The organism is Acinetobacter uliginosus, from assembly GCF_044130295.1.
Classification (GTDB): domain Bacteria; phylum Pseudomonadota; class Gammaproteobacteria; order Pseudomonadales; family Moraxellaceae; genus Acinetobacter.
The window spans coordinates 59,062-76,673 of record NZ_JBIQOC010000001.1 but is presented as its reverse complement, the minus strand read 5'-3'; the positions used below and the strand labels follow the sequence as shown (position 1 = coordinate 76,673).

Annotated in this window: 14 protein-coding genes; 8 read left to right on the top strand and 6 right to left on the bottom strand. The window is 42.4% G+C overall.

The window, feature by feature from the left end; translation table 11 throughout:
- Positions 1-160 precede the first annotated feature (160 nt).
- Both lolD and ACE01T_RS00345 read right to left on the bottom strand, forming a co-directional pair.
- Positions 161-844 carry a lipoprotein-releasing ABC transporter ATP-binding protein LolD gene (gene lolD / locus ACE01T_RS00350; RefSeq protein ID WP_086196199.1) on the bottom strand — a complete coding sequence of 228 codons (684 nt, stop codon included), beginning with the start codon at positions 842-844 and terminating at the stop codon, positions 161-163.
- Complete coding sequence (locus ACE01T_RS00345; protein WP_086196200.1) at positions 837-2,072, bottom strand: lipoprotein-releasing ABC transporter permease subunit; 1,236 nt, start codon at positions 2,070-2,072, stop codon at positions 837-839. The genes lolD and ACE01T_RS00345 overlap by 8 nt, the downstream gene beginning before the upstream one ends.
- 23 nt (positions 2,073-2,095) lie before the next feature.
- On the opposite strand from ACE01T_RS00345, the gene ACE01T_RS00340 reads away from it, so the two are divergent.
- Positions 2,096-2,665 (top strand): PilZ domain-containing protein, encoded by a 570-nt coding sequence (locus ACE01T_RS00340; protein ID WP_395518534.1) that lies wholly within the window; start codon positions 2,096-2,098, stop codon positions 2,663-2,665.
- A gap of 4 nt (positions 2,666-2,669) precedes the next feature.
- Here the strand turns inward: ACE01T_RS00340 and ACE01T_RS00335 are convergent, their stop codons facing one another.
- A complete protein-coding gene (locus tag ACE01T_RS00335; RefSeq protein WP_395518533.1) occupies positions 2,670-3,581 on the bottom strand; it encodes a DMT family transporter in 912 nt (303 codons plus the stop codon).
- A gap of 12 nt (positions 3,582-3,593) precedes the next feature.
- Positions 3,594-4,064: a YaiI/YqxD family protein gene (locus tag ACE01T_RS00330; protein ID WP_180042180.1), complete on the bottom strand. Its 471-nt coding sequence runs from the start codon at positions 4,062-4,064 to the stop codon at positions 3,594-3,596.
- 270 nt (positions 4,065-4,334) lie between these two features.
- Between ACE01T_RS00330 and ACE01T_RS00325 the strand changes: the two genes are divergently transcribed.
- Both ACE01T_RS00325 and ACE01T_RS00320 read left to right on the top strand, forming a co-directional pair.
- Positions 4,335-5,264, top strand: coding sequence for a hypothetical protein (locus ACE01T_RS00325; protein ID WP_395518532.1), 930 nt, complete (start codon positions 4,335-4,337; stop codon positions 5,262-5,264).
- A 496-nt stretch (positions 5,265-5,760) separates the two neighbouring features.
- Positions 5,761-5,901, top strand: a complete 141-nt coding sequence (locus ACE01T_RS00320; RefSeq protein WP_180081505.1) for a hypothetical protein — start codon at positions 5,761-5,763, stop codon at positions 5,899-5,901.
- An 83-nt stretch (positions 5,902-5,984) separates the two neighbouring features.
- Here the strand turns inward: ACE01T_RS00320 and serC are convergent, their stop codons facing one another.
- Positions 5,985-7,064: a 3-phosphoserine/phosphohydroxythreonine transaminase gene (gene serC / locus ACE01T_RS00315; RefSeq protein WP_086196205.1), complete on the bottom strand. Its 1,080-nt coding sequence runs from the start codon at positions 7,062-7,064 to the stop codon at positions 5,985-5,987.
- Between the two features lie 351 nt (positions 7,065-7,415).
- Between serC and ACE01T_RS00310 the strand changes: the two genes are divergently transcribed.
- The 5 genes from ACE01T_RS00310 (at position 7,416) to gltP (ending at position 13,903) form a co-directional block, all read left to right on the top strand.
- Entirely contained in the window at positions 7,416-8,906 is a 1,491-nt protein-coding gene (locus ACE01T_RS00310; protein ID WP_180081507.1) for a TolC family protein, read from the top strand.
- A gap of 18 nt (positions 8,907-8,924) precedes the next feature.
- Positions 8,925-10,103, top strand: coding sequence for an HlyD family secretion protein (locus ACE01T_RS00305; RefSeq protein ID WP_395518531.1), 1,179 nt, complete (start codon positions 8,925-8,927; stop codon positions 10,101-10,103).
- Between the two features lie 2 nt (positions 10,104-10,105).
- Entirely contained in the window at positions 10,106-11,236 is a 1,131-nt protein-coding gene (locus ACE01T_RS00300) for an ABC transporter permease (protein WP_180081511.1), read from the top strand.
- Positions 11,233-12,339, top strand: coding sequence for an ABC transporter permease (locus tag ACE01T_RS00295; RefSeq protein ID WP_395518530.1), 1,107 nt, complete (start codon positions 11,233-11,235; stop codon positions 12,337-12,339). Before ACE01T_RS00300 ends, ACE01T_RS00295 begins: the two co-directional genes overlap by 4 nt.
- 268 nt (positions 12,340-12,607) lie before the next feature.
- A complete protein-coding gene (gene gltP / locus ACE01T_RS00290) occupies positions 12,608-13,903 on the top strand; it encodes a glutamate/aspartate:proton symporter GltP (RefSeq protein ID WP_395518529.1) in 1,296 nt (431 codons plus the stop codon).
- Between the two features lie 579 nt (positions 13,904-14,482).
- Here the strand turns inward: gltP and gyrA are convergent.
- The gene (gene gyrA, locus ACE01T_RS00285; protein ID WP_300042835.1) at positions 14,483-17,488 is read right to left on the bottom strand and encodes a DNA gyrase subunit A; all 3,006 of its coding nucleotides are present in this window, start codon (positions 17,486-17,488) and stop codon (positions 14,483-14,485) included.
- Positions 17,489-17,612: the final 124 nt, after the last annotated feature.

The following is a 17,612-nucleotide window of genomic DNA, read 5'->3' as shown; positions in this document are numbered from 1 at the left end:
CGCAGTGAGCTTCAATTGTTTTTTAAATTTGTCGATCAGTGTCTAGGGTGGATTGATACTTCGTCTATGTTTGCGACAAGGAGTATTTTTTACGCTGTTTACATCTCATTGTTTAATTGCAGCTTACAACGCAGACCTTTTATGAAATATCAACCAACCCTTAATCATCAATCCAGACACCGTCTTGCATATGCAAAATCGAATCGGCAGTCTGGGCCAACTGTTCATCATGCGTCACAATCAGCATCGCCATATTGAACTCATCACGTAACTCACTGAGCAGTTCAAAAATTTTTACTGCCGTTTTACGGTCCAAATTCCCCGTCGGTTCATCCGCCAGCATCAGTTCCGGCTTTGCCACCAGTGCACGTGCCAAGGCTACACGCTGACGTTCACCACCAGACAGCTCACCCGGTTTATGCGTCATGCGATGTGACAGTCCAACCCGATTGAGCAAGTATTCAGCCTGTTCTTTAGACTGTTTATACGTCGTTCCTGCACGCAGCATCAGCGGCATGGCGACATTTTCCAATGCAGTAAATTCAGGCAACAGATGATGGAACTGATAGACAAAGCCCAAATGCTGGTTACGTAAATAGCCCCGTTCAGCTTCACCTAAATTATCAAAGCGCTTGCCATTTAAAAACACCTGTCCTTCTGTTGGACAGTCCAGCCCCCCCAACACATGTAACAAGGTACTTTTACCGGAACCACTGGAACCGACAATCGACACAAACTCGCCTTTTTTGACCTGCAGGGACAAGTTTTTAATCACTTCAACTGTGGTTTTGCCATCGGTAAAACTTTTCGAGATATTTTTCGCTTCGAGGACAAGATTACTCATAACGTAAAGCCTCTGCCGGTTGGGTTTTTGCAGCACGCAGTGCCGGATAAATCGTGGCAAGGAAACTTAAAATAAGTGACAGGCTCACAATCACCACGACATCTTGCCAACGCAAATAAGACGGCAAGTAATTAATAAAATAGGCATCAAACAGGTTCAAACCAAATGCGGTATTCAACCAGCCGATAAAGCCACTGATACTTGAAGCAAAGATAATCCCGAGAATGGCACCGGAAACAGTCCCGATCACACCAATAATAGTACCCTGTACCATAAAAATCCGCGTGATGGTTGCAGGTGAAGCTCCCAATGTACGCAAAATGGCAATATCAGATTTCTTGTCGGTGACGACCATCACCAGTGAGGACACAATATTAAATACTGCCACCAGTACAATCAGGAACAGTAGCAAGCTGACCATGGCTTTTTCCATCTGAATGGCGCTAAACAAATTACCGTGGGTAAAGGTCCAGTTCGATGCATAGAAATTGTTTGGCAGATCTTTGACAATATCATCCGCCACTTCTGGGGCAAGAAAAATATCATCCAGTTTTAAACGCACACCTTGAGCACCGTCCGGCAAACGCAATAAAGTTGAAGCATCATTCAGGGCGATATAGCCCATCATGGAATCCACTTCTGCCCCAATACTGAAAATACCGACAATCTTGAAACGCTTGAAACGAGGCACCACCCCTGCAGGCGACGGTGTAGCTTCTGGAAGGACTAAAGTAATATTGTCGTTTAATCCCAAGCCCAGTGAATCGGTCATTTGTTTACCCAAAACAATGCCAAATTCACCTTTTTTCAGGCTATCAATACTCCCCGCAATCATGTGATTCTGGATAATTGACACTTTCTTTTCATATTCAGGTTCGATGCCCGTGACCATAATTCCGGCCACTTGCCCCTGTGCTGTCAGCATGCCCTGTAACTGGGTAAATGGCGCTACACCTTTGACATGCTCATGCTGTTCAACTTTCTTTGCAAGTTCTGGCCAATTTGTTAATATTTGTGTTGAAGAAACAGTAGCTTGAGGTATCATTCCCAATACACGGTTTTTCAGCTCGCGGTCAAAGCCATTCATTACAGACAAGACTGTAATTAACACGGCCACACCTAAGGTGAGACCGATCATAGACACCAAAGCAATAAAAGAAATAAAGTGGTTGCTACGCCGTGCACGAGTATATCTCAACCCGATGTACAGCGAGATTGGTTTAAACATACCATTTAGTCCGAGGAATAATTATGGAAAATTTACAGCATCAAAGCGGCAATATGGAACGCCGCGTTATGTCTCGTATCGATGCTGCTTTGCGAATTAATTATCAGATTATCTCTGATGATGTCGCACTTAATGACCCTTATGATCCTAACTTTGTGCTGCCCCGCTATTTTCTACTACTCGCAGAATTAGATCAATTTGATCATGCTGTAAACTACGAATTAGAACAATTAAATGAAAAAGATCAACAAATTGCTAGAATATTATCCTTATTCAACCAAAAATTAAACCTTATTACCGGCTCTTTATACGATGCAATTGTACAATCCATGTTACCAATCCCGGAACATGTCAATTTTTCCGAAACTGGTTTCAGTTTTTTTAGCGAGCACCCTATTCAGGAAGGCACTTATGTGCATGTGACCTTGAGCCACCCTGAAAATTTCTTCCATATTGCAGCAACGGCCCAAGTCGTCTATAACCGTACAGAAGATAATGGCAAGTTCCGTACTGGTGCTTATTTCATTACATTGCATCCACAAGACCGGGTAAAACTTGCCGAGTGTGTCAACCTCAGCAAAAATAAAGATTAGAGATTTAACTGCTGGACTTGATCTTGATGGCGAGATTCTGGCTCGCCTTAAGATCACGATAAAAATAAACAAACAGGCCAAACAATAAAATAAAAGCGCCAACAAAAACCATCACCGATAATTTTTCATTATTCAGCATCGCTCCAAACAACATGGCCAACATGGGTGTCAGCACAGTAGTCAATGATAAGGTCGTCGCCTTAATGTTCTGTACCAGTTTAAAATAACAGAACATCGCCAACAGTGATGCCATAATCACCGCATAAAACAAACCGATCAATGCCTTGGTATTCGGAATATGATCTGGCGCATGCTGCCAGATCAACGGCAACATGCACAGTGCAAACAGGCTGGAGACCAGAATGGAACCCGTTGCTTGAGCCATGGGTTTCAGCGGTGCATTGACTTTTTTGACCCAGAAAATGGATGCGCAATATACAAAAACACTGAACAACATCAGTCCTATGCCTATTGGCTGAACGTGATGGTCACTGCCACCCAGACAGATAATCCCCAGCCCCAATACTGCAATGCACATCCCCAGCCACTGCAAGCGATGCAAATGAACGTTAAAAGCAAAACGGCCAATCAATCCGGTCATAATCGGAGCTAGACCGAACATCAAGGCAATAATGCCTGAACTTAAATAGGCTGTGGCTAAATAGGTAAAAATTTGTGAACCAATAAAACTGCAGGCACCGGCAATATAACTATGCAGGGAGATTCCATTCAAAGGTAATCTGACTTTAAGGATGACCAGCAAGCCCAATGCTAAAGGCAGTGCAATAAAAAAGCGCAGTGCCAACGCCCACAAACTATGCAAGTCCGAAACACTCCAGACAATTGCCAGTGGCGTGGTTGCCCAGATAAATACCAATAAGGCATAGGTGGACATGATATTGGTTTTTGATGGCATGAGGAGCTCAAGTTAGGCTGCTGTTTTACGTTTCTGTTTCTGAATGGTTTGATCCAGTGCACTGGAAAATTCGCGCTTGTCCCGTTCAGAAATTGGTGGCGGACCACCCGTATTAACACCTGCTCCACGTAATGAATCCATAAAATCACGTAGATGCAGACGCGCTTTTACGTTGGCAGAGGTATAAATCTCGCCGCGAGGATGAATAGCAATTCCACCTTTTTCAATCACTTGAGCAGCCAATGGAATATCCTGGGTCATGACGATATCATGCTCTTTCATGCGCTCGATAATTTCTTTATCTGCAGCATCTGCGCCACTCATCACCTGAATGGAATTAATCCGTACTGACGGGGTAATCCCCACATTTTGATTCGCGACAAAAGTCACTTCCAGCTGATAGCGGTCAGAAGCGCGAATAATTACATCACGCAGAATTTTAGGCAATGCATCGGCATCGACCCAAAGTTTAAATGGCAGCACACCACATCCATAGTCAAAAAAGAATAGCCTGTAGTTTAGCAAATTCCATACGACAGGAGGATGGCTAAATTGATTCAGCTCATTTGCTGTTTTTAGATTTAACTCACATGGTCATGCTTTCCATGGCACACTTGCAGGCTTCATCGCATCCAGATACAGGAGTTTGAGTTTATTTTAACGACTTTAATGGTTAAATTTAGTCCCTTGACTTGAAATTTAACAATAACCCTCGATTTAATAGATAAATACAGCCCAACATCAATTGTGAATATGAAAAATCAAAATAGACCAGAACTGATCACCATTGAAGACCAGAACTTTGGCAGTCATGTCGAACATTGGAATCTGCTTACAGATCACCCATGTACCGATGTGCCCAAGTGGTTAGGCCTGGCACTTGATGCACCAGTGATGCCAATGGGTTTATGTAAAGAAGAAGCGGATATGGATGCGTCAGCCTGGCTTATTCAAGGACCTAAACAGGCAACCGTGCAAATGACCCAAGTCATTGCTGTTGAAAACAACAAGCCCCAAGCGGTCAAAACAGCCTTTCCAAGTTTTGAAAGTCCCTACAAAGTAAATGCCACCATTGAACGGATTATCACCTGTAAATCCAACACTCAGGCGGTACTACGTTTGAATTTGGGGGCGAATACCATTGTCTATGCCTTTGACACGCTGTATAGCGTCAATCATGATCAGTATGAAAAAGATCAACCCTATCTTGCGCAGCTCAATGCTTGGGCCTATGAACTGGAAGCCGTTTCAGATCATGAACAGCTGGTAGTGGATGATCCGGCCTCCATCAAACATCACCGTGCATTAAATGATATTCTGGCTGCCAATAACGGCGTGGCACCTGCCAATTTGCAGGAACAGATTGATGCTTGGGAGCCCAAATCGGAAGATGACAAACAGCCGGTGACTGTCGATTTTTCCAAAATGGTGGCCTATCTGTATGGCGAAAATATGGGACAGGAAGATGAAGCCTGGTTTCAGGGCAATATTGTCGGAAAAACCTCGATGTCATTTATGGATCAGGACTATACGCTTTATGATGTCGCCCTGATTCATGATGAAAATCAGGCAGCCACCCTGATTCGTATTGCCACCAAGAATCCGGCTTATAAAGACTTTGCAATTGGTCAATTCATTCGTGGCAATTTATGGATTCAAGTGAATATTTACGCTAAAAAATAAATCTTCTAACAAGAGCAGCACCACAACAGGATTATCCTCTCAGGTTATGGTGCTGCTTTTTATTTTTTTAATACTCTTCTTTCATGATTATTCATCCCCTCTTTATTTTTCTCCCTCTGGGAGAAATAAAAGGAATTTATGAAAGAAGTCTAAGTTTTATTATCTCTATCTACAGTGTGATTAAAATTTATCCACAAACCAGCATTATATGGGTGGTTTTGAATTTAAATTAAAATAACTTATCCACAGTTTTAAATTCAAAATTTTATTTTAAATAAACAGCACAGCTATTATATTTTTAGCCCTTACTTTTATGCCTGCTATCCAGCACAGCCCTGTAGTGGCAATTATCTGACAAGCCAGCTGATCTTCTGGCCAATAAAATAAATATTTTAATTACATATTTTTATTTAGTACTTTATTTAATCAATTTTTTATGATAAAAATAAAAACAAGCAATATAAATTAACGATAAATAAATCGGAATAGAGTTTCCATGAAAATCGTGCAAGAAGAAAATATACAAACAGTTGGCCATCAACTGACTAAACGCTTCCAGTTAGACGGCATTTCATCCCTATTTTTTGTCTTGGGTATGTTTATGTCTGCCTATATTTTGCATCACTTTATTTTTTAAGCTTATTTTAACTACTTATTTTTACCATGCTTATTTCAGCCAATAAAAAGCCCATCATGTGATGGGCTTTTTAGCTTTAGGAATTAAGCATTGCGTTTGGCAAAGTCATCCATAAAGTTAACCAGAGCCTGTACGCCTTCTAATGGTACAGCATTGTAAATACTTGCACGCATACCACCCACTGAACGGTGACCTGCCAGGTTAAGCAGATGATTCGCTTCAGCTTCTTTCAAAAATTGCTTCTCAAGCTCAGCTTTTGCCAAGGTAAATGGTACATTCATGATAGAACGGTTGGCTTCTGCAATCGGGTTGGCATAGAAATCACTGGCATCGATATAACCATACAGTAATTTGGCTTTTTCAAGGTTGACCTGATGCATGGCATCGACTCCGCCATTTTCAAGCAGCCATTCAAATACCAGACCAGATAGGTACCAAGCATAGGTAGATGGTGTGTTGACCATAGAACCGTTTTTCGCCTGATCTGAATATTTCAAAATGCTTGGAATTTCAGGTTTGGCCTGATCAAGTAAATCTTCACGAATAATGACTAAAGTTAAGCCGGCAGGACCAATATTCTTTTGCGCACCTGCGTAGATTAAACCAAACTTGGATACATCTAGTGGCGCAGATAAAATGCTCGATGAAAAGTCACATACCAGTGGTTTATCTGTTTCAGGAATACCCGCAAACTGAAGGCCGCCAATGGTTTCGTTGTCGGCATAATGTACATAAGCCGCATCGTCAGACAAGTTCCAGCTGCTTTGCTCTGAAATAGCCAATTTACCGTTAATACTGGTACCGGCTTCTACAACATTAATGTCGCCGTAGCGTTTTGCTTCTTTCAGCGCTTTTTCTGACCAGATTCCGGTATGAATATAATCAGCCTTGTTGTTTTTACCCAACAAGTTTAAAGGAATAGCAGAGAATTGCAGCGAAGCACCACCTTGCAAGAACAATACTTTATAGTTCTCAGGAATGTTCATCAGTTTGCGCAAATCTGCTTCTGCTTTTTCTGCCACAGCTACATAGTCACTGCTACGGTGACTCATTTCCATGATCGAAAGGCCTTTGCCATGCCAATCAAGCAATTCAGCCTGAGCTTTTTCTAAAACGGCAGTAGGTAATGCAGCAGGACCAGCACAGAAGTTGTACGCGCGCATGATTTTTCCTTTCAAAGTGAAACACAATAAAATGATGGCATTTAACCACAGATAGGCGTTGCTTGCAGTAAATTATCCTGAAAATATTTCAATGCTGTCGGACATTTAAAGTCAAAATCTCAATAAAGATTGATTTTAGCAACTCCTTTTTCACGACTTGGGACGTAGTTTAAAAGTGCAACTGCATCTTATTACTTCTCTTTTCAAATTCTGCTGTAATATCTTCGCATGAGCCATCTAATCACGTGATTGCTATACACATGCATATTAAACAAGACAACAACTTATTGATTAGACATACAATTCAATCTATGCCATATAATTGTTACAAAGAAATTGAGAGTTTGAGTGATGTTATTGCGTTTACATGCACAACCAAAAAAAATTGCACTCCTCATACAACAAAATTTTCGTGTTGGCCTTTATACGGCTAGTCTGCTTTTTGCTTGTCCAGCCTTTGCCGAAAGCATCAGTTATGCACAGGCTGAACAGTCGATTTTAAAGGATTCCTACAGTACGCAGGCCAATCAGGCTTTGCAACAAGCTGCACAATTACAAGCTGAAGCGGTCAAGGGTTTAGGTCTGCCCCGGGTGGATTTAAATGTGCGTGCCTATGCTTTCCATAATGAAGTCGACCTGCCACTTGATTCTTTTAAAAACAATCTGGAACAGACACTTTCTCAAGGCATCAACGATCGTATTAATCAAGAAAACCTTCCATCCACTATTTCTGATCCTTTAAAGCAAGGTCTGAATCAAACCATTCATAGCGGTATTGGGCTATTCCCTGACTCGGCCAACGTGATTCTGGAAGATCAAGTGATCCGCCCTACCGTTTCAGTGTTAATGCCTTTATATACCGGCGGTCTGACCTCCAGCACCAAGGAAATAGCTCATCTCAGGGCACAACGTAGTCAATTGAATACCAAACAACAGCAAGATGTACAACGCTTTGAACTAATTCAGGCCTATTTTAATGCCCAACTGCAAAAGCAGCTTTTAGCCTCTAGCCAGTCCAATTTCAACGCCATGCAGACCCACTACAGCAATGCCTTAAAGCTGGAACATCAGGGTTTTATCAGCAAAGGGCAACGTATGCAGTTTGAAGTGGCAAAGAATAATGCCGAGCGTAATGTGCAAAATGCAACGGCCAATTTAAGATCCAGCCTGTTTCAGCTTAATAACCTGTTACAGCGCAGCCAGATTACCGAACTGAGCACGCCCCTATTTGTTAATTCTAGCCAAAATCAAAACCTGAATACGCTGTTAAAAAGCTATCCGGAACAATCTGTACTGATCCAGAAAATGCAGATGGACACTCAGCTGGCCAATGCCAACGTCAAGGTACAAAGTGCTGCGAAAAAACCTAATTTGTTCGCCTTTGGCGAATATAGTCTGGATGAAAAGCAAAACTGGATTGTCGGTATAGCAGCACGTTATAACCTGTTTTCAGGCGTGAATAACAACAAAAATGTTCAGGCCGCAGAATTGCAACGTTATGCTTCTGAACTGATGACCGAACGCACCAAGCAGGAAGTCGAAAACATTATTTATAGCTCTTACAATGAAATGACCTCAGCCCAGCAAAGTCATCAACTACTGCAACAGAATGTCCAAGCTGCCCAGGAAAATTTGCGTATTCAAACTTTATCTTTTAAAGAAGATATGGGAACGGCCACCCAGGTGATTGATGCACAAAATAGCCTGAATGCTTTAAAAAGCGAGATGGCACTGAATGCTTATAAATATGTGATGTCCTTGGCCACTTTGCTGCAAAGCCATGGCTCGATTGAACAGTTTCAAAACTATGTCAGTCAAAGCAATACCAGTTATATTCGTTAATTTTTGATGGGGAACCACATGACTCAAGATCAAAACAGGCCTGATCAAGATGTAGAAAATACCTCATCAAAAGGAACTTCTACCCCTACTTCAGCTCCAAGCCATCAACAAGACACTCAAACGGCCTCTGAACAGCACAGCAAGATAGATGATGGATTTTTCAGTTATTCAGAACAAGCGCAAGCGCCGACCACTGAAAATACAGATTCAAAATCTTCAGCTGTCATTAAAGTGGTTGGCATCATCATACTGATCTTGCTTCTAGGCCTCATTGGCTTTGGGTTATGGAAAAGTTATCAGCCCAAGGAAGTGGAGCTACAAGGGCGGGTTGAAGCCGAAACCATCCATATCAGCACTAAGGTACCGAGCCGCATTGAAGAAATATATATTCATGATGGACAAAAAGTACTTAAAGGTCAGTCACTGGTCCGCTTGTTTAGTCCGGAAGTTGAAGCTAAAAAGCAGCAGGCTCTGGCCAGCCTGCAATCTGCTTTAGCCTTGCAATCCACAGCTAATCGCGGTTCACAACAGGAAAATATCGACAGTTTATATGCCAACTGGCAAGCCATGAAAGCCCAGCAAGAGCTGGCCCAAACCACCTATCAGCGTGGCGCTAACCTGTTTAAAGAAGGCGTCATTTCACGCCAACGCCGTGACGAAATGCAAGCTGCCGCACGATCTGCCGCACAAATGACCGAAGCGGCTTATCAGCAATATGCACGTGCCAAACGCGGCAGCACGCCAGAACAGAAATCCTCCGCCGATGCCCAGGTGGAAATTGCCAAAGCGGCTGTTGCGGAGGCCAATGCGCTGGAAGCTGAAACCAAGCTGGTTTCCCCGATCAATGGCACCATCTCCAAAACTTATGGCAAGGTGTCTGAACTGGTGGCTATGGGCGTGCCAGTCGTCAGTATTATTCAGGATGATGAGCTCTGGGTCAGCCTGAATATTCGTGAAGATCAATATGCACAGGTCTATCAGGCCAAATCGATTGAAGGCTTTATTCCTGCATTAAACAAAAAAGCTCTGTTCAAGATCAAAAAGATTGATGCCGAGGGAGAATTCGCCACCATTAAAACCACACGCCAAACCGGTGGCTATGATATTCGCAATTTCAAGATGCAGCTCACCCCTGTCCAGCCGATTCAGGATTTAAAAGTCGGCATGAGCATACTGTTTAAAGTGCAAGAGTCCTAATTATGCTGCATGGCATACTGCGTGAACTCGGCTATTTGCTTCGGCATAAATGGGACCTGTGTCTGGTCACCCTGGCACCTGCCTTTGTGATTGTGCTGTTCACCAGTATGTTTGCTCAAGGTAAACCCAGCCATCTGCCGATTGCAATTATTGACCAGGACCAGAGTGAACTGAGCCGTAATATTGAACATTCTGTCCGTCAGAACAACACCCTGAGCATCAGTACCATTTCCAGCAGTCAGGACCAGGTTGAACAGCTACTCAACCAAAATAAAATCTGGGGTTATATCACTATTCCAGAAGGTGCCGAAGAACGCTTGGTACAAGCCAAGGATGCCCAGATCAGTATTGCCTATAATCAAAGCTATTTTAGTGTCGGCAATAGCATTTCATCGGCCATGCTGATCAGCACTTTGCAGGCACTGGCCGACTTTACTGGACACAGTTATTTGCAAAACCAGATTCCTGATCTGAATGCCCCCACGCCGAATGTCAAAATTTCGCCGCTGTTTAATCCCGGGCTAAGTTATGAATTTTATTTAGAACCGTACATGATCCCGGCGATTTTGCATTTATTGCTCTGCTGCTGTGTGGCATTTTCAGTCGGACAGGAACTGAAATTTAATACCACAAAGCAGTGGCTAGCACAGCAAAATGTCTTGCTTGCCCTGCTGGGCAAAAATATGACTTATGTGCTGATTTTCAGCTTTTGGACCTGGTTATGGATGTTCTGGCTGATTGAAATTCGCGGCTGGTTTATACAGGGACAGCTCTGGCCTATTCTATTGGGACAATTTCTTCTCTATAGTGCTTATGCCTTGATCAGTAGTAGCGTTGTTCTAGCCACCCGTGATCTGGCGAAAAGTTTTGGTTTTATTGCCGTGTATGGCGGATCTTCTTTAAGTTTTGCTGGCGTGACTTTACCGCTAAATAATGCGCCCTTATTCACCCAGTTCTGGTCAAACATTATTCCCTACACCCCTTATGCCAAATTACAAACAGAACAATGGGTCATCGGCAGTCCTGTATCCATTTCACTGTTACCACTTGCAATTTTAGCCGTATATTGCCTGATTTATCTGGGCACTGCCTACTTCTTCCTTAAAAAATATCTAAAGGGAGTTCAGGCATGAAAACAGTCAGAAACTTTCTGCACTTTTATTTAAAAACCTTTAAAGATATTGCTTCAAATAGCTCAATCTTGACCACGTTGGTACTCTCGGTATTTTTATACAGTTTCTTCTACCCGGCTGCCTATCAGGCAGAACATGCCGAATCCTTACCGATTATTATTGTCGTTGAAGAACAAAGCCCGGTAACGTCCCGCATTATTGGCGAAGTGGCTAAAAGCCCCAATGTTGAAATCCGTGCAGTGACTGGCAATTTTGCTGAAGCAGAGCAGATGATCAAGCTGCAACAGGCAGATGGGATTTTACTGTTGCCGAACAATTTATCTAGCAGTCTGCGTCGAGGTGAAGTGGGTGGCATCGGTTTATATTTAAGTGCCGCCAATTTCTTAAAAACCCAGAAGATCGGTTTGGGACTGGCAGCATCGGTTGAACATGCGCTGGTTGAACAAGCAGAAAAATTCCAGCATATTTCTGAATTTGCTCCAGCGCTGTCGATCCATCAAATTCCCTTGTTCAATACCCTGTCTGGCTACGGCAGTTATATTTTTCCGGCCGTTGCCCCACTGATTATCCATCAAACCATTTTGCTGGGTTTGTGCATGTTAATTGCGACTTATCGTAAAAAGCACTGGATACCGAGTCGAACCGAATTCTGGGCATTATTCAGTGCCATTTTGACCATTGGTTTTCTGGGCTGTTTATATTTATTTGGATTTACTTTTTGGCTGAATGACTATCCAAGGGGTGGTAACTTCTGGGGCATGCTCATTGCGGTCCCTATCTTTGTGAGCTGCGTGATTGGCCTCAGCATGCTGATTGCCTCTTTTCTGGATATGCCGGAACGTGCAGGTCACGTGATTGTATTTAGCTCTATTCCGCTGTTCTTACTTTCAGGTACGGCGTGGCCGCATGCCGCAATGCCGAAATGGATGCAGTGGCTAGGCCAAGCGCTGCCTTCTACTCAAGGCATACAGATGTTTATTCAATTGAACCAGATGGGAGTGCCTACCCAGCTGGTCATTCCAAAAATGATTTATCTGGCAACCTTTGCCGGCATTTGTCTGGTTTGGGCATATTTTCGCCTGATCCGATCTGGTCAAAAGTAAGCTTTTAGCTATGAACTCATAAGATTATTAAATAAAACTTTACCATTTGGTTGTTTTTAACACCAAAATTGATCTTTTTTTGATCTTTTGAATCAATTATGAAGAAAAAAGTTAGATTGAATATACTAATCGATGCAAAATAGCCCCCTGTTCATATTTCATGAATTTTTTTTATATTATTCATTCCCACGCTCCCCGTAACATGCCGATGTGAGATCGACAGTGTTATAGCAGCTTTTTTATTGAAATTTGATTTTAAGGGCTTAGCATGAAAAAGATTAAGATTAGTCTTGCTTGGCAAATCGTCATTGCGCTCATTTTAGGTGTGCTTGTAGGCTCTTTTCTACACTATTCTCCCGAATATCGTGAAACTCTGATTAATAATCTGCTGAGCCCTTTGGGCGCAATCTTTATTAATTTGATTAAGATGATTGTCATTCCACTTGTACTTTCAATGCTGATTTTAGGTATTGCCAATGCAAGTCATGGTCAAAACTTGGGTAAACTGGGTTTCAAGACTATTGTTTATTTTGAAATTATTACCACGGTTGCGATTATTGTCGGACTGGTTGCTGCAAACGTATTCCAGCCAGGTGCCGGTATTGACATGTCGAGTTTGACCCAAACCGATATCTCTAAATATCAGCAAACCACCCAGGAAGTGAGTAGTCACTCGCATGGTCTGGTCAATACCATTTTATCTTTAATCCCGTCTAATATTTTTGGATCACTGACCGATGGGCATATGTTGCCAATCATCTTCTTCTCTGTGATCTTCGGTATTGGTTTGGGATCTTTAGCGAAAGAAACCAAGAAACCGCTAATTGATGTGTTGCATGCGGTTGCTGAAACCATGTTCAAAGTCACCCATATGATCATGCTTTTTGCACCTTTCGGTGTATTTGGCCTGATTGCGGCGACTGTTGCGAACTTCGGCTTTAGCTCACTGCTTCCGTTAGTCAAATTAGCATTATTGGTTTACGGTGCTATTTTCTTCTTCATCTTTGTGATTTTAGGACTTGTTGCCAAATTCTGTGGTTTCAGTATTTGGGAAATTATTAAAATTCTAAAAGATGAGCTGATTCTGTCTTATTCAACTGCAAGTTCCGAGACAGTATTACCGCGCCTGATGGAGAAAATGGAAGCCTATGGTGCGCCAAAATCTATTACCAGTTTTGTGATTCCAATCGGTTATTCATTTAACCTGGATGGTTCGACCTTATATCAAAGTATTGCAGCCATCTTTATTGCGCAGCTTTACGGTATTGATTTAAGCATGACCCAGCAAATCATTCTGGTGTTAACCTTGATGATTACTTCTAAAGGTATTGCCGGTGTGCCTGGCGTATCTTTCGTTGTATTGTTGGCAACCTTGGGTAGTGTGGGTATTCCGCTTGAAGGCTTGGCATTTATTGCCGGTATTGACCGTATTCTGGATATGGCTCGTACTGTATTGAATGTGATTGGTAACTCGTTGGCTGTTCTTGTGATCAGTAAATGGGAAGGTCAGTTCGATGCTGAAAAGCAAAAAAATTATGCTGTTGAATTAAAAGAAGCTGCATAATTTATAAATCAAAAAAGGAAGCTTCGGCTTCCTTTTTTATTTCTTAAATATCTTTTAAATCTAATTCTTTAGATAACTTGCATAAGTCAAAAAATTATTTATAGGCTCTTTTAAAAATCAGCATTGCCTCATTTGATTGATTCAATTTTTATGCCTTTGCGTAGGCATTACCTCTACTTTTGAAAGGTCAAAAGTAGACAAAAACCTTTTGTTTCCCATACATGACATCCTTGTCATGATGGGAAACGTGTGGCATCCATGCCACACTCATGACTCCAATAATGAAAGAAGTCTTTTAATCCTGCGACTTACCTTTAAGAATATCAATTAATCTAATTTTGACTCATTGAATCAAATAGCTTATGTAAATCCTAGCTATTGGCTTTTATTATTGTTTTTAAGAATAATGAATCATGCTCTCCTAAAACCATTAAAATCACCTATTCAGAAATTAATTTTTTAAAAATCTAAACATTCTTATTCTAAGTAATAATTATTAGTGGTAAGGAAAACATCCTGCTAACAAATCATAAGCATAAAAGAAGAGCGCCTAAGCGCCCTTCTTTTCAATATCAAAACTTAGTCGTCAGAATCTCTTAAATCTGATTCAGTATCAGCTTCATCAGCGATAGTTTCATCATCCACCAAAGTTTCAGAATCAATTAAAGCTGTAGAGGCAACAACTTCTTCGCCTTCCACTGCTTCAATAAACTCATCTTCTTCTACAGCTTCAACCGAAACTACGCCTACAAGTAACTCGTCATTACCTAAACGGATCAAACGTACACCTTGTGCGTTACGACCAGTTTGAGCAACTTCAGAAGCACGGGTACGTACCAAAGTGCCACCATCAGAAATCAACATCAGTTCTTTAGAGGCATCAATCGCAACTGCACCCACCAACTGACCGTTACGTTCAGAGGTCTTGATCGCAATCACGCCCTTACCGCCACGTTTCTTGGTTGGGAAGTCATCTACCGGGGTACGTTTACCGTAACCGTTTTCAGAAGCACACAGCACTTCACCTGTTTCAGGGACAACCACCAATGAAACGATACGGCTGATTAAGGCTGAATCTGAACTATCTTCATCATCAGACTCGATATCGGCATCTTCGGCATCTTCAACTTGCGCTGCACCAATGGTCACACGCATACCGCGTACACCTTTGGCTGAACGTCCCATTGAACGCACATCGGTTTCAGCAAAACGGATTGCTTTACCTTCATTCGAGAATAACATGATTTGCTGTTCGCCATCGGTAATTGCAACACCAATCAAGGTATCATCGCCAGTGAGTTCAATGGCACGCAAACCGTTTGAACGGACATTACTGAACTGTTCAAGTTCTACACGCTTGATCGTACCGTATTCGGTCGCCATAAATACATAGAAGTTTTTACGTACCGCTTCGGCTTGCTGCGCAAAGTCAGCAATGATTTCATCATCCAGATCGCTTGCTGAAAGCTCAACACCCAATTGCTTCAATTGAACACGTAATGCATCAGACAAGTCATCTGCACCATCTTCAAGTTCAGCAAGTGCCGCTTCCAGTTCAGCATAATGTGAATTGATGATTTCATTTTCTTGCAGTTTCGCAGCATTGGTTTTTACAAATGCCTTGAAGTCTGCCAAACGTTCTTTAAATTTCTTCGGTGCATCAATCACCGGAAGAATTGCAGTAATGGTTTCGTTGGCATCAAGCGGTAACAGGTTCACCATTGGGCGACCTTTGGCACCACGCGACGCTTGCGGCACTTCAAATACTTTCAGACGATAGACCTTACCGACATCGGTAAAGCAAAGTACCGTTGCATGGTTCGAGGTCACAATCAGATGCTGAATGTAGTCATCTTCTTTCATTGAAGTCGCAGACTTACCACGACCACCACGACGCTGTGCAGCGTAATCAGAAAGTGGTTGAGTTTTCGCATAACCGGTTTTAGAAACGGTCAATACTACTTGCTCTTCAGGAATCAAATCTTCGCGAGAGAAATCAATACGTGATTCAACAATCGCGGTACGACGTGCATCGCCATATTGTTGCAGGATTAACGCCAATTCTTCTTTAATCACTGCCATCAATAAATTGAAATCGTTCAGAATTGCAGTTAATTCAGCAATTTGACCCAAAATTTCAGAATATTCAGCATGTAACTTGTCTTGTTCCAGACCAGTTAAGCGGTGTAAACGTAGTTCAAGAATTGCACCAACCTGTGCTGGAGATAAACGGTAAACATTACCATCTAAACCGAATCGACGGTTTGGATCTTCACCTTCAATCTCGTCAGGACGTACAGAAACCGAACCCGCTTTTTCCAGTAATGCAACTACGCCACCCGCAGCCCATTCACCCGCCTGTAAACGCTCGCGCGCTTCGCCCGGGTTGGCAGAGGTCTTGATGGTTTCAATAATCGCATCGATGTTTGCGAGTGCAACGGTCAAGCCTTCCAGGATATGGCCACGTTCACGCGCTTTACGCAGTTCGAACATGGTACGGCGAGTCACCACTTCCTGGCGGTGACGGATGAACGCAGCAATGATGTCTTTCAGGTTCATCAACTTCGGCTGGCCGTTGTCCAGGCAGACCATGTTGATGCTGAATGAATTTTCTAACTGGGTATTCAGGAACAGGTTATTGACAATCACTTCGGCGTTTTCACCACGCTTCAGGTCAATGGCAATACGCATCCCTTCTTTATCGGATTCATCACGAAGCTCAGAAATCCCTTCCAGTTTCTTCTCTTTCACCAATTCAGCAATACGTTCAATGGTTTTTGCTTTATTGACTTGATAAGGAATTTCAGTGAATACGATGGTGTTACGGCCAGTCTTCTGGTCTTCTTCAATGTGATATTTACCACGAATATGAAGACGACCTTTACCGGTACGGTAAGCATCGACAATGCCTGATTTACCGTAAATGATACCGCCTGTAGGGAAATCTGGGCCAGAGATATGTTCCATCAAGCCTTCAATGGAAATATTCGGGTTTTCCGCATAGGCCAAACATGCATTGATCACTTCTGTCATGTTGTGTGGCGCCATATTGGTCGCCATACCTACTGCAATACCAGTTACACCGTTAATCAGCAAGTTAGGAACACGTGTAGGCATGACTTGTGGAATGCGTTCAGAACCGTCGTAGTTGTCTTCCCACTCGACTGTGTCTTTTTCCAGATCGGCCAAAAGCTCATGGGTCAGCTTACGCATACGCACTTCGGTATAACGCATTGCTGCTGCACTATCGCCATCAACAGAACCGAAGTTACCTTGACCATCTACCAGTTGATAACGCAGGCTAAAGTCTTGCGCCATACGAACAATGGTTTCATAAACAGCAGAGTCACCATGTGGGTGATATTTACCGATCACATCACCGACGACACGGGCTGACTTTTTGTATGCTTTATTGTAGTCATTGCCCAATTCGTGCATAGCGAAAAGCACACGACGATGAACAGGCTTTAAGCCATCTCTCACGTCAGGTAATGCACGAGAAACAATAACACTCATGGCATAGTCGAGATATGAGCTTTTGAGTTCATCCTCAATGGCAATCGGTCGGATTTCCGATACGCTCATGCATACTCCTTATTACAAACAACCGTTCAGACTGTTCGTTTTATATAATCAATCTAGCAAAAAATTAACTCAAAATAAGCTGAGTTAAAATCTAAATACAGCCGTAAATTATAGCATAAATTCT